This window comes from Flavobacteriales bacterium (assembly GCA_020635855.1).
Taxonomy (GTDB): domain Bacteria; phylum Bacteroidota; class Bacteroidia; order JACJYZ01; family JACJYZ01; genus JACJYZ01.
On sequence record JACJYZ010000003.1, the window covers coordinates 221,448 to 233,974 of the forward strand.

The following is a 12,527-nucleotide window of genomic DNA, read 5'->3' on the forward strand; positions in this document are numbered from 1 at the left end:
TGTGAATTGACGAATTTAACACAAAACTTCAATCATGGACCTTCATATCAATGATGATAAAACCCTGGACGATGTGGCTGCAGAATTTGCGGATGCGTTTCCATTTCTCCGGTTGTCTTTTTATTCGGAACCTCATGAAAACCGTGGAGGGTCGCTTGACAAATATGCGCTGGGCGGTCATCTGAAAATAGGAGCCGTGCGCACGAGCGTGAACAACGGCGACCTGCATATCCATGGGAATATGCATGTATCCACATTGGAAAATGCTTTCCGGGTGACATACGGTTTGTATGTTCAGGTATTCCGCAAATCCGGCGATGTGTGGCTTCAGACCACCGCAACGGATGAATGGAGCCTTTCCAAGCAGAACGCCGTGGCCATGGAAATGGATCGCAAAGTGGAGGGGTAAGGGATCAGGTTTGGTTCGCTGCTATCTCAGCATACGTTGTGTCGCTAACCTTGCTCTCCAGCCAGGCGATGAGGTTGAGGTCTTCCGTCATGATCCTTTCAAACGGATCATCGGCGAGGGGCAGTAGCTTGTCCCGCAGTGAAGACAAAAGTCCGGGAAGGGCTTCGGGGTTGCGTGTGCGAAGGATCTTGCGCATCGTGTCCATCACCAGGCGTTCATACTTCAGCGGCGGTTTCTTTTGAGAAAGGTAGCGGTACGTCGATCGCAGGAGGTAGGGCAGGATCAGGTGGTTGTTCAGTTCATAATGAATGATCAGGTTGATGATCCGGGCATAACACATAATGTCTTCGCGGGTATCACCTGTGCGTTCGTTCAGAATCAGGTTCAGCCATTTCAGCGCCTTCTTGTATTCACCGGCGCCAAAATACAATACCATCATGTTGTTATACAAGGTCAGCAGGAAGGCATGATCCACCTGATCGATGATGTTTTCCAGTTCCTGTTCGATTTGGTCACACAGTTGGGCGCCTTCCTTGAATCGCGCGAACTTGATCAGGAAGTCGGTTTCATGAATGTAGCGTGATTCGAAGATGCGCACACGCATATCCTGGGTAAGGGATGTGCTGGGTATGTGATCGGGGATGCTGGTTAGTTTGGACAGCACCTCATGGAATTCAAGTTCATTTCGGGTAAGGATACAACTGATCAGCAGGTTGTTGAGGGCATAGATATACGAACGAATGTGTGCCTTCATGCGTTCGGGGTTACCCTCGATCAGTTGTACCAGTTTACGCCGGGCTTCGTGACTTTTGTTGACTTCTCCGGTGGCGTGGAAGTAAAACATCCGGGATGCATAGAGGAGTCGTTTGGCGTCATAGCAAAGGGCGCCGGCCTCATTGTCCAGCAATTCCTTGTTGTAAAGTTTGTGGTAAGCTTCCAGATCTTGCGGGCTCCGGGCCATGCCTTTGGTCTTGTGCAGGGCAAAAATCCGGTCGGCGGTGGTATGGTACATATACCGGTTGGTGAGTACTTTCAGGATTTGATGTACCTCCTGGTAATGATTTTCAAGAAAGACAACGAGCCCTTCCGGTGTTCCCTGTCGCATCACGATCTCCCGTTCCCAGTGTTTGATGCGCAGGAGCTCTTCATATTTATCGTGGGTCTCGGCCAGCTTTTTGCACTTTTCCATGAGCTTGCCTGCTTGTCCGTAGAGTCCTTTTTCAAACAACACCTCAATAAAGTGAAGTTGCCGGTGCAGCTTGTTGTCGATCGAGGAATTGCTGTGGAAGCTGTCGAGGCTGTTAAGCGTAAGTCCGTAGAGGTAGTATTTGTCCGCCGACAGGTACTTCGCATATTTCAGGCCTCCCAATGATTTGATCAGGGCGTCTTCATCGTATTCCTTCTGCTTGTCAAGCGAATCGAACAACTTCACATAGTTGTTCTTCTGGCCGATCACGTGGCGGTTTGCAAAGATCTTGAAGGCACGTTTCTCGCTGGGTGTCATGACCTTGATGAGGGCATGCAATTTATCCTTCTTTGACATCTAACTTATTAATGAGATTCTACTAAAGCACACCGCAATATACTAATTCACAAACATTTGGTTGCGGTTTTTCAAAGATTTGGGTTGGATTGGATGTATTAAGGAAATTGGATTCTCGGTTGTCCGGCAGGGATGGTCGGCAGACCTTTGTAAAAAAAATCAACTATGGCCCAACGACCCATTCGCGAGAAAGACGCCAAGGCGCTTATGTATCGCTACTTCCGTGAAAAAGAGATCAATGGTATACTTGGTAAAGAACGCCTGGCTGGCGTGGATGCTACCACAGATCCGGTAAGCCTGAGTGATCAGCATTCCTGGCTGGGAGCCTCAAAGCTGGCCGTAAAGCCGGATCAGTTGCTGAAGCGACGGGGCATCAACAACCTGTTGGCACTGGATGTTTCCTACGAGGAAGCATTGTCATGGATCAAGAAGTACATGAACAAAAACCTTTGCTTGGACAACGCCAACGGTTGCCTCACGCATTTCATCCTCGAGCCTTTTATCCCGCATGCGCAGGAAGATGAATATTATGTCTGCATCCAAACCACCCGGTGGGGAGATCAGATCATGTTTCACTCCCAGGGCGGCATTCATATCGGTGAAGTGGAAGGCAAGGCCAGGAAGCTGATGGTTAAGGATGAAGTTTCCATAGAGAAGATTGCCGAAACCTTGTTACAGGAAGTGCCTGAGGGCAGCCGTAACCAATGGGCGCAGTTCATTCAGGGGCTTTACCAGATGTTCGCCGAATGGCACTTCACATACCTGGAGATCAATCCGGTTGTGATGGTGGAGGGTAAGATCATTCCTTTGGATATGGCTGCCAAACTGGATGATGCAGCGCGTTTTTTAATGGAAGATCAATGGGAGATGGGAGAATTTCCTGTTCCGTTCGGCCGCGAAGCCAGTCCGGAAGAAAACAAGATTGCTCAACTGGATGAAAAAAGCGGCGCTTCCTTGAAATTTACTTTGTTGAAACCGGACGGCCGCATCTGGCTGCTCATTGCCGGTGGAGGCGCTTCCGTTGTATATGCAGATACCGTTGCCGATAAGGGATACGGACATGAGTTGGGCAACTACGGTGAGTATTCCGGAGACCCCGATGAAGAACTCACATATGAATACACCTGTACCCTGTTGGACCTCATGACACGCAAAAAGCTGGAGGGGGGTAAGGTGTTGCTGATCGGGGGTGGTATCGCCAATTTCACAGATGTGGCGGCCACGTTCAAAGGAATCATTCGTGCATTGCGGACTTATGAACCCAGGCTCAGGGAGCACGAGGTAAGCATCTACGTGCGCCGTGGCGGTCCGAACTATCGCCAGGGACTGGAAATGATGAAGGACCTCGGCGTTGAACTGGGTATACCCATCGATGTGTACGGCCCTGAGACACACATGACAGAAATTGTAAACCTCGCCATCGGGAACCTGGAACCCGTTGCCTGATCAAGTCCCGCACGATTCTCAACATCACACTGCTATGTCACGTCCCGACTATATCCTTTTCGACAAAGAATCCACAGCCATTATATTCAATAACCAGCCGCGTGCTGTTCAGCGCATGCTTGATTACGATTATGTAATCGGGCGCAAACAGCCGTCGGTGGTTGCGATTGTCAATCCCTCCGGTAAGGGATTGTACCCAGCCATGTTCGGTCACCGTGAATGCCTCATCCCCGTTTATGCCACCACTGCTGAAGCGGTGGCCGAACACCCGGCTGCGGATGTGTTCATCAACTTCGCGTCCTTGCGTTCTGCATGGGCATCTACCCGCACCGCTATGAATCACGACAGCTTGCGCACGTTTGTGGTTGTGGCGGAAGGCATGCCTGAAAGACAGGCGCGGGAGCTTGCCCAGATCGCTGAAGAGAAAGGAAAATGGCTGATTGGGCCCGCCACGGTGGGCGCCATTGCCGCCGGAGCCTTTAAGACAGGAAACAGCGCGGGAACTGTTGATAACATCGTTCATTGTAAGCTTTTTCGCCCGGGTCACGTGGGCTTTGTGTCCAAATCCGGAGGTATGTCCAATGAAATGTATAATGTTATCGCCAAGCATACTTCCGGAATTTACGAAGGTGTTGCATTGGGTGGAGACCGTTTCCCGGGAAGCACCGCCACCCGTCACCTGGTGCGGATGAATGCCAACCCTGACATCGCCATGCTGGTTTACCTGGGTGAAACCGGAGGTAACGATGAATACGAAATGATTGAGGCCGTTCAAAAAGGCGAGATCACCAAGCCGCTTGTGGTTTGGGTAACCGGAGGGTGTGCCAGGCTATTTCCCGGAGAAGCCCAGTTCGGACACGCCGGTGCGAGTGCAAGGAATGAAACGGAAACCACCGAAGCCAAGTTGGAGGCATTGAGGAAATCGGGCATCCACGTTCCGGAGAGCTTTGATGACCTTGGCAGTGTGCTCGGAAAAGTGTTTGACCAGCTGAAGCGAAACGGAAAGGTGAGGATGCCGGTGGAGCCGAAGTTCCCTCATGTGCCCGTTGATTTTGATGAAGCGTTGAGAAGCAAATTGATCCGGAATAAGCCATCTATTATTTCTACGATCTCAGACGACAGGGGAGAAGAGCTTACCTACAACAACATTCCCATCAGTCGCATTGTGCGTGAGCAATACGGCCCGGCGGGGGTGATCTCCGAACTGTGGTTCAAACGACGCCTTCCGCCACATGCCATCGCGTTTATGGAAATGGTGCTTGTGCTGGTGGCCGATCACGGCCCGGCGGTGAGCGGTGCGCACAACGCCATTGTTGCGGCCCGTGCAGGGAAGGACCTGGTGAGTTCGCTGGCATCCGGGTTACTAACGGTAGGACCGCGTTTCGGCGGCGCAATCGATGATGCGGCCAAGGTTTTTTCACATGGCATGCTGAACAAACTGTCTCCCCTGGAACTGATCGAAAACCACAAAAATGCCGGTCAGCCCATTCCAGGGATCGGGCACCGGGTGAAGTCACTGGAAAACCCGGATATGCGGGTGGAGATATTGAAAGAATTCGTGTTCAGTAAATTTCCGGCGTCCCCCATCCTGAAATATGCCCTGGAGGTGGAAGCGTTGACCACCCGTAAGAAAAACACCCTGATCCTGAATGTAGACGGGGCCATCGGGGCGGCTTTCGCCGATATCCTGTTCTCGGGCAATGAGTTCACGCCCCAGGAAGCCGAGCGTTACCTCGAATTGGGTGCCTTGAACGGATTGTTCGTGGTCGGAAGGAGCATCGGAATTATCGGCCATTTCCTCGATCAGCGTCGCCTTGAGCAACCCCTTTACAGGCATGCCTATCACGACATAGCGTACATGGGCTAGACATTTTTCTGTTTGGAAACCTATTCCGGGTTTTGTACTTTGTATCCCCTTGCTTGCGTGACCACGTTGCTGCGTGGTCACGTATTTTTGTTAAATTTGGTGGAAGGGCTGTAACCTTTTGGCCCTCTTGCATTATGCACGACGAGAACCGTTCATCCGGAAGCTACGAGCAGTCGATGTACCACATGGAACGTGGCGACATTGAGCGCGAGTGGGAGGAGATCAGGGCGGCGCAACAAGACAATGCGCGCTTTGAGGTCCTGTACGACCGGTATTACGAACGGATCTTTCGGTTTGTTTACCAGCGTGTGGATGAGATGCAGACGGCTTCTGATATCACATCGCAGGTTTTTTTTAAAGCCATGGTGCATCTGAAAGACTACACCTTCAAGGGAACTCCCTTCTCTGCGTGGTTGTTCAGGATCGCCACAAATGAACTGAATATGGAATTCCGGCGGAACAAAACGAACCGTTCGGTCAATATAGAGTCGATCAGCGACATCCAGAGCATCATTGAAAGCTCGGGTGAGGATTACACGGAAGAGAAGATGGGTAAGCTCATCAAGGTGTTGGGGGAATTAAAGGAAGATGAACTGGAAATGGTCGACATGAGATTCTTTGAAAAGAGATCATATAAAGAGATAGGCCAGGTGCTGGCCATCAGTGAGAACAATGCAAAAGTGAAAGTCCATAGAGTGTTGAAGAAATTAGCCAAGTTGATCACAAATTATAATGCATCCGTTTTATGATCATCCGGAACGTAAACATCGGGAGGAAAGTCCCGAGCCCAGACCAAATAGAGCGTTTCAAGGATTTCGGCAAGCTGAAATCGGATGTGGATCGCTATACGCGTGAAAGCCGTGGAACAGGCGGTTTTGGAGCCAGTAGCATGGCGCGTAAGCTGATCTACATGGCTTCGGCAGCTGCGCTGGTATTCGGAGGCTTCGCTGGATATAAGTATGTATGGAACACAGGGGCTGAGGTAACCTTGCAGCCCATGGTGGAAGATATGACAACCGGCCCGGTAGATGTGGCAGATGTCATCGAACAATCCAATGCTTTTGAACAATTGAATGCCTGGCGGGCGCCCTTTGCTTCCCAGAACATTGACGTGGATTTCACAGAATACATTGTGGATGCCGCGGAAGGAGCCGAACTCGAATACGGTTCCGGAACCCGCATCCAGATACCTCCTCATGCGTTCCTGAACCAGATCGGTCGCCCGCTGAAAGGTAAAGTAAAAGTGAAATACCGCGAATTGAACGGATCCATGGATATTCTGCTGGCAGGTGTGCCGATGGGATATGATACCGCAGGTACTTATCATAACCTGCAATCTGCGGGAATGCTCGAAATCCGTGCTTTCAAAGGCAATGATGAATTGCTTCTGAACCCTGATAACCCGATCCGTATTCACATTGCCTCAACGGATCAGGCTTCCAGCTTCAATCTGTATAGTTTTGACGAACAGGCCCAGAATTGGAAGTACCGTGGCAAAGATGAGGTAGCGGTCTTTGAGGTGGATGAAAAAGGACACTCCACCGAGCGCAAGAAAAGACGTGAAGCTGCCAAGGCTGAGAAAAAAGACATTGCCATGGCGGATGATAAGCCGGAAGTCAAACGGTTCGGTATTCGCAACATTACAAATTACATCCCGGCCCTGAGGATCACCGACAGATCCGCATACAAACGTCAGGGGTCCTTGAACTTCACATTCTCGGATATTGTAGACATTCAACCCGAGATGAAGGTGTTCGATCAGATGGTATGGCACTACGAGAGGGGCATTCAAACCGACGATACGCGTTTCTTCGAAGAACTGCTCACCAATAGTTTCAAAGGTGGTAACTATATCTATCGCTTCTGGGATCATGTGAAGGTGACCTACAACCCGCCGCGTGACTACTTGTCAATGATCTTCCTCCAACGCGAAAACAACAAGCGTGTGGTGGTGAACCTCCTGCCCTCGTTTGCGGGTAGGTTCCGCGGAAAGACCTGTTCAGACCTGTATATCGATTATCTGAATATGCAGGATTCGATTGCGGAAGCACAACTTGAGATCCTGCGCGGTCGTCACAAGCGTGTGAACAACTCCATGTACATACAGCGCTCATTCAGTATTGGTGAGTTCGGTCTGTGGAGCTGTGAGAAGGTATTCCGCTACAAGACACCGCAGGTGGTGGATGTGAATCTGTATAATGAAGACAAAGAGCCGCTGGCTTATCGTGACCTGTACTGTATCTATAAAGAACCCAATGCAGTGGTCAGGTTCGGTAAAGCAAAACGACTTTCACTGGATCGCAGCGCTGGCATGGCCATACTCGCCATCATTGACGATGAGACCGTTGCATATGTGCGGCCGGACCAAATTCGTGCATTGCCGAATGGTGCCAAAGAAGTAGATTTAACGATGAAGACTTCCGACGATGTGCGCGGCACACTCGTTAAGCTGAAGGAGTTCCTGACATCCGAATAACATCTGATGATATAAACGGTGGCCATCGTTCCTGTTCAGGATGGCTTCTGTTAACTGAAAAGACCCGTCCCACCCTTGACGGGTTTTTTTAGTTTATGCGGGCAACATCGCCAAAAGCGCGCCGGATATCGTATCTTTGTGTTATGGGGCTGACCGGTTTTGACAGCGAGATCAGTGGCCTTGTAAGCATGTCGAGCGCTGTGTATCCGGCTCGTAAATACCGATACTCAACCAACAAAAGGCGAATCTAACTTCGCGCTGGCTGCCTAATCTAGGATTAGCAGTAAGCTGTCTCGTGTGGGCCCGGCCCGTTGGCACGCACATAGAGGCATCATAAGATCGGGATGGTCTGTCTGAGGTCCCGGCAGATAGATGAGATAAAGGGAATAAGGTTCGGATAGGTTGTGTTCCGCCGGTCCGATCCCGACAATCAAGGAAACACTAAGCATGTAGAAAGCCTGGTTCCTGCTTGTTTGGACGCGGGTTCGACTCCCGCCAGCTCCACAAAAACTGCAAGAGCATACAGCAACAGCATACAGTGAGTATGTAGTAGCTTATGCTCTTGTTGTTTTTGTCCCTGTTGCTGTTGCTCACACTGTATGCTGACCCAGTATGTCTAGGTGCGAGGTAAATCGTCAATGACCCTTTCCTTCCTGCCTACAATTATCCGTTTATCCCCCAGTCATTTACTGTTCTTGACGGTTCGAACTGATGTCGGTCAGCTCCTGTACCGCAACCCTTGCGGAAACAACAGGTACTGGAGGCGCTGTTTCTCCGCAAAGGTGCCGCTTACCCAAACCTGACGCAGGTTTTCGGCAAAATGCAAGGCCGCATCCACATATATTTCCAGGTTCGAACTCCCGATGTCCGGTTGTTGCAGTCTTCGCACGATCTGCACCCGCTCCCGGCTGAATTTCTCCCGGTACTTGACGAAGAGTTCCTGTGTGATCTCCTCGGTGACATAGCGCTCTTCCAGCCTTTCCATGCGGCCCTCGATCTCATCCAACTGGCGTTGCAGCAGCGCGGTGGCCTCTTCATTCTCCCGGTTCAGCCGGGTATAGGTGCGGATCATCTGCTCCCGGAGCAAGGGGGCATGTTTGGGGTCAAGCGTCAATGACGATAAGATGTTTTCAAAGGTGAGGTGCAGCGCTTTGGCGCTTTTGTTATTGGCGCAACCCTTCTTGCGACATTTGTAATACCATATCTTTTTCTTTCGGACGATATAGCCGACCATTGAGGTTCCGCAGTGGTCGCATTGCAGGAAGATTTTCAGGGGGATGTGGTCATTCTCATTTTTATGTTTGTAGCCATGCGGATTGAGGTTCTGGATGTTGTTGACTTTCAAAAAGACTTCCTTTGAGATGAGTTTCTCGTGGTTGCCTTCCACCAGCTTTCCTTCCAGGGCATTGTGCGCCATCCATCCGCAGTAGAAAGGATTGCGGAAGATGGATGATATGCGCTGGTGGGACAGTTTCAGGCCCATAGCCGCCAGTCTGCCGCGTGCTTCTTCATTGCTGATGCCCTGGTTGGCTTTCCAGAGGAAGGCTTTGCGTAAGAGTTTGCCTTGGTCATTGACGACAATCTTTCTTTGACCATTGACGGTTACCCGGTCGTAACCCGTGGGGATGGCATTGCACCATTCTCCCCGCAACAAGGCTTCCTTGACCCCTGCCATGCACTTTTCCCGGCGCAGCTCGTTGTCGTATTCTGAGAAGATGAACTGGATGTTTTGCTGAAGACTGCCGCTGGCCGTGGTCGCATCGGTGGGCTGGGTCACGGCCAGAATCAGGATGCCTTGCTTCTTGAGTTGTTCTTTGAGGTAGATGGCATTGGCCCCGGAACGTGAGAAGCGGTCCACGCTGTAGACAATGATCCACGCGATCTTCTCGCGGCTCTTTTTGACAAAATGCAGCATGCGGTTGAATTCCTGCCGCTCATCGGTCTTGGCACTTTCATACGTTCCGCCGAAGTAACCCATGATGGTATATTGGCTCCGCATGGCAAACTGCTCGCAGGCTTTGCGCTGGGTGTCCAGGCTCATGTTGTTCTCGGCTTGTTCCTTGGATGAGACCCTTGTATAAATGACGCAATTGTTGGAGCGGACGGCGGCGCTCCTGCTGCCTTTGGCAAATCGCCCCAGCAATTCGCTGTCAAGCCGGGCGTCAGGTTTGCAGTCATTGACGGTTTTCTTGCGGTCCATGTTATGCTGCTTTTTTACGGTTCTTATTGTCATGCAGGGGAATGATCTTTCCGGCTTCACCCGGTTGGGTGGATGCTTTCTGCAAGGCGCATACATCATAAGCGATCTCCGCGAACACGCGGATGGTTTCCAGGAGGCTTTCTATTTCTTCATCGCTGTAGTCCTTGTAGGCTTCCATCGCCCTGACATCCTCTAAGGTCAGGTCTTCCCATTTGCTATGTTGGGGTGAGGTCATGCGCGTTTCAGTTGGTTGATCTGTGATAGCCCATCACTGTCTTCTCCAAAGGTCAGTTCCGAAAATTTCCTCAGTGGCACCGAGTCCCCGATCTCGTGGAGCATGCACAGCACTTTGATTTTCTGTTCCACATCCATGCTGCATTTGATCTTTTTGTAAGCGGCTGCTTCCTGTGTCACCCGCAGCAGCTGTTGTGCTTTCCGCTCAATGAAACGGTCATACGGATAGAACGGGGGCAGTTGCCGGAAATGCTGCGAAGCGGCCAGCAGGCCAAATCCCCGGGCAAGGGCGGCAAGGGTCGGGTGGTTGACAAAGGCACGGTGAGAAACTTTCAGCAGACAGTGAAGCAAACATTTCAGGCGCTCATTGACCCAGCAAACGGTTGATATTTCTTCCTCGAAACAGGGCATGGTCTCCGGGCATTGGAAATGGTAATTGTAGTCCAGGTTTTCCCCTATCCTTTTGTTCAGGCGCCTTTCAATACCGTCAATGAGGGCCGGGCGTATCCATTGGTACGTTTCTTCTTTGTGGCCATCCGGCTCAGGTGTTGGAACGGTCATTGACGCTTCTTCCTGGTTGACGTCATTGACGATTTCATTGATAGGTTCGGACGGTATGTGAAGACCGGTCGGCGTTATCGAAAAATGTTGTGTCACTTCTTCGGCAGGCAGGAGTGTTGACGTATGGACGGTTTCCTCATCCGGTTTCTTGCCGGAAGGCGTCATGCCATTGCGCAGCAGGTAGGCGTATTGCTTGCACGAGGCGCTGCAATACTGCCGGTGACTGCGCCCGGCGGTGAATGATCTTTTACAATGTGCACAGGTCTTCTGCATGGTCAGTCCTCCAGGTCGGTTTCTACATAGCCGTTGTTTTCTGTATCTCCGTGCCGATAGCCATTGTACTGGCTGATCATCCACCGGAAGTTTTCCATTGCCTTGCGATGAAGCGGGTTCTGCTCATCACTGGTGATGCGCAGCTTGACGGTTCCGCTGTCTTCATCCCCATCCAGCAATTGGGCATTGACCCTTCCCCGGAACAGGGCGGTGGATGCCGCCGCAATGATGTCCACCGGAACGCTGTATGTGTCGGTTGTGATCTGGCTCATGGGCTTAGGGTGTTAGTCTAACATGATTCTGCCATAGGGCTTTTGCGTTCCATCCGGTTCACGGAGCGCCCGCGGTTCCCCAAACGGCAGGGTTTTGCTTTGCGCGGCTTGCTGTTGTGCCATCTCAAGCTTTGCCTTCAAGGTAAATATCTCTTCCTGCTGGGCACGCAGTTTCTTTCTCAATTCTTCCTTTTCCCGCTCCAGTCTTTGCAGTTGCTTTGTGAGGTATTCGCAGCGCAGGACTGCCACTTCTTTGCCCCGGTGGCCGACATAGTAGCCTGCGGCTCCACTGAGCAGGCCGATGACGAGGGGATGTTGGATGAAGGCAGCTATGGCCTTCCAGGAATCTTCCTGTTGCGAAGTGCCAGCAACGGAAGCCGGTTTTTCTGTGTTCTTGGGTTGTTCTGACATAGGTGTTTGGTTTTTGTCATTGACATTATCCCAAAAGAAATACAAGTGTCCCAATCACTGTTCACGTTTTGTCGCAAAATGAAAAAGAAAGTCAAACATTGTCGCAGAACTTTACACAACTTTACACATGGCCGCCTCCACCTCCCTGGCATCCATCAGGGCGGTGTATATTCCGCTGGCCAGATGATCCAATGCAGGACTCATCAGGTCAATGGCAGTGACCTGTTCCGTCATGGGCATGTATATGCGCTCATACACCAGGTCGTAATAAGACCCTTCCGTAAAACCGACCAGCGACATGACGGTTTCCCCCAGGTACAAGTGGTAATGATCCGGCAACAGGTTCAGGTCCGACAGGCCGGAAACCAGCCTGTAGTGGATCAGGTCATCCCGGATGAGGCGGAGGATGAGGTCTTTCTGAGACATTTTGTTATTCTTCATAGACAAGTAATTATATTTTTAATACAACAAATTGCCCTGATAATTAAGTTCAAATATATTCAATTATTGTCATATTACAACTAATAGTTGCTGTAATACATACATTATTGGCATTATAAGGTAAATGTAAGCGGAAAATAATAGGCTTTATATTTGGTTCAGAACCATTCAACAACAAGAAATGGCAAAGAAAATCCTGAACCGGATACGGGTGGTGTTGGCAGAAAAGGACCGGTCCAATAAATGGCTTGCAGAGCAATTGGATAAAACACCGGCTACTGTTTCAAAATGGTGCGGCAACAAAATGCAACCTTCCCTGGAAACCTTATTTGAGATCGCTAAGACGTTGGATGTAGATGTGAGGGAGTTGCTTGTATCTTCAAAATAACTTTAG

13 protein-coding genes and 1 other RNA gene are annotated in these 12,527 nt (G+C 50.6%); 7 read left to right on the plus strand and 7 right to left on the minus strand.

What is annotated here, in order from left to right:
- Positions 1-34 precede the first annotated feature (34 nt).
- Positions 35-409, plus strand: coding sequence for a hypothetical protein (locus H6585_09245; protein ID MCB9448514.1), 375 nt, complete (start codon positions 35-37; stop codon positions 407-409).
- 4 nt (positions 410-413) lie between these two features.
- Here the strand turns inward: H6585_09245 and H6585_09250 are convergent, their stop codons facing one another.
- The gene (locus H6585_09250) at positions 414-1,952 is read right to left on the minus strand and encodes a hypothetical protein (GenBank protein MCB9448515.1); all 1,539 of its coding nucleotides are present in this window, start codon (positions 1,950-1,952) and stop codon (positions 414-416) included.
- Positions 1,953-2,117: 165 nt separating this feature from the next.
- Here H6585_09250 and H6585_09255 point away from each other — a divergent pair, with 165 nt between their 5' ends.
- The 5 genes from H6585_09255 to ssrA all read left to right on the plus strand — a co-directional run bounded on the left by H6585_09255 (position 2,118) and on the right by ssrA (position 8,248).
- The gene (locus H6585_09255; protein MCB9448516.1) at positions 2,118-3,398 is read left to right on the plus strand and encodes an ATPase; all 1,281 of its coding nucleotides are present in this window, start codon (positions 2,118-2,120) and stop codon (positions 3,396-3,398) included.
- Between the two features lie 34 nt (positions 3,399-3,432).
- Positions 3,433-5,265 (plus strand): ATP citrate synthase, encoded by a 1,833-nt coding sequence (locus tag H6585_09260; GenBank protein ID MCB9448517.1) that lies wholly within the window; start codon positions 3,433-3,435, stop codon positions 5,263-5,265.
- 134 nt (positions 5,266-5,399) lie between these two features.
- Positions 5,400-6,014, plus strand: a complete 615-nt coding sequence (locus tag H6585_09265; protein ID MCB9448518.1) for a sigma-70 family RNA polymerase sigma factor — start codon at positions 5,400-5,402, stop codon at positions 6,012-6,014.
- Positions 6,011-7,741, plus strand: coding sequence for a hypothetical protein (locus H6585_09270; GenBank protein ID MCB9448519.1), 1,731 nt, complete (start codon positions 6,011-6,013; stop codon positions 7,739-7,741). The genes H6585_09265 and H6585_09270 overlap by 4 nt, the downstream gene beginning before the upstream one ends.
- Positions 7,742-7,886: 145 nt before the next feature.
- Positions 7,887-8,248, plus strand: a transfer-messenger RNA (tmRNA) gene (gene ssrA / locus H6585_09275).
- 211 nt (positions 8,249-8,459) lie between these two features.
- Here the strand turns inward: ssrA and H6585_09280 are convergent.
- The 6 genes from H6585_09280 to H6585_09305 all read right to left on the minus strand — a co-directional run bounded on the left by H6585_09280 (position 8,460) and on the right by H6585_09305 (position 12,133).
- Positions 8,460-9,941 carry a recombinase family protein gene (locus tag H6585_09280; GenBank protein ID MCB9448520.1) on the minus strand — a complete coding sequence of 494 codons (1,482 nt, stop codon included), beginning with the start codon at positions 9,939-9,941 and terminating at the stop codon, positions 8,460-8,462.
- 1 nt (position 9,942) lies between these two features.
- Positions 9,943-10,176 (minus strand): hypothetical protein, encoded by a 234-nt coding sequence (locus tag H6585_09285; protein ID MCB9448521.1) that lies wholly within the window; start codon positions 10,174-10,176, stop codon positions 9,943-9,945.
- The gene (locus H6585_09290; GenBank protein ID MCB9448522.1) at positions 10,173-11,009 is read right to left on the minus strand and encodes a hypothetical protein; all 837 of its coding nucleotides are present in this window, start codon (positions 11,007-11,009) and stop codon (positions 10,173-10,175) included. The genes H6585_09285 and H6585_09290 overlap by 4 nt, the downstream gene beginning before the upstream one ends.
- Positions 11,010-11,011: 2 nt before the next feature.
- A complete protein-coding gene (locus H6585_09295; GenBank protein MCB9448523.1) occupies positions 11,012-11,281 on the minus strand; it encodes a hypothetical protein in 270 nt (89 codons plus the stop codon).
- Positions 11,282-11,293: 12 nt separating this feature from the next.
- Complete coding sequence (locus H6585_09300; protein MCB9448524.1) at positions 11,294-11,692, minus strand: hypothetical protein; 399 nt, start codon at positions 11,690-11,692, stop codon at positions 11,294-11,296.
- Between the two features lie 111 nt (positions 11,693-11,803).
- Entirely contained in the window at positions 11,804-12,133 is a 330-nt protein-coding gene (locus tag H6585_09305; GenBank protein MCB9448525.1) for a hypothetical protein, read from the minus strand.
- A gap of 181 nt (positions 12,134-12,314) precedes the next feature.
- Here H6585_09305 and H6585_09310 point away from each other — a divergent pair, with 181 nt between their 5' ends.
- Positions 12,315-12,521, plus strand: coding sequence for a helix-turn-helix transcriptional regulator (locus H6585_09310; GenBank protein MCB9448526.1), 207 nt, complete (start codon positions 12,315-12,317; stop codon positions 12,519-12,521).
- Positions 12,522-12,527: the final 6 nt, after the last annotated feature.

Excerpts from the sequence above, each read along its gene's own strand:
- H6585_09310 (MCB9448526.1), top strand. The coding sequence starts at position 12,315 with ATGGCAAAGAAAATCCTGAACCGGATACGGGTGGTGTTGGCAGAAAAG.
- H6585_09290 (MCB9448522.1), bottom strand. The coding sequence starts at position 11,009 with ATGCAGAAGACCTGTGCACATTGTAAAAGATCATTCACCGCCGGGCGC.
- H6585_09250 (MCB9448515.1), bottom strand. The coding sequence starts at position 1,952 with ATGTCAAAGAAGGATAAATTGCATGCCCTCATCAAGGTCATGACACCC.
- H6585_09270 (MCB9448519.1), top strand. The coding sequence starts at position 6,011 with ATGATCATCCGGAACGTAAACATCGGGAGGAAAGTCCCGAGCCCAGAC.
- H6585_09285 (MCB9448521.1), bottom strand. The coding sequence starts at position 10,176 with ATGACCTCACCCCAACATAGCAAATGGGAAGACCTGACCTTAGAGGAT.
- H6585_09300 (MCB9448524.1), bottom strand. The coding sequence starts at position 11,692 with ATGTCAGAACAACCCAAGAACACAGAAAAACCGGCTTCCGTTGCTGGC.
- H6585_09295 (MCB9448523.1), bottom strand. The coding sequence starts at position 11,281 with ATGAGCCAGATCACAACCGACACATACAGCGTTCCGGTGGACATCATT.
- H6585_09260 (MCB9448517.1), top strand. The coding sequence starts at position 3,433 with ATGTCACGTCCCGACTATATCCTTTTCGACAAAGAATCCACAGCCATT.
- H6585_09245 (MCB9448514.1), top strand. The coding sequence starts at position 35 with ATGGACCTTCATATCAATGATGATAAAACCCTGGACGATGTGGCTGCA.
- H6585_09255 (MCB9448516.1), top strand. The coding sequence starts at position 2,118 with ATGGCCCAACGACCCATTCGCGAGAAAGACGCCAAGGCGCTTATGTAT.
- H6585_09280 (MCB9448520.1), bottom strand. The coding sequence starts at position 9,941 with ATGGACCGCAAGAAAACCGTCAATGACTGCAAACCTGACGCCCGGCTT.
- H6585_09265 (MCB9448518.1), top strand. The coding sequence starts at position 5,400 with ATGCACGACGAGAACCGTTCATCCGGAAGCTACGAGCAGTCGATGTAC.
- H6585_09305 (MCB9448525.1), bottom strand. The coding sequence starts at position 12,133 with ATGAAGAATAACAAAATGTCTCAGAAAGACCTCATCCTCCGCCTCATC.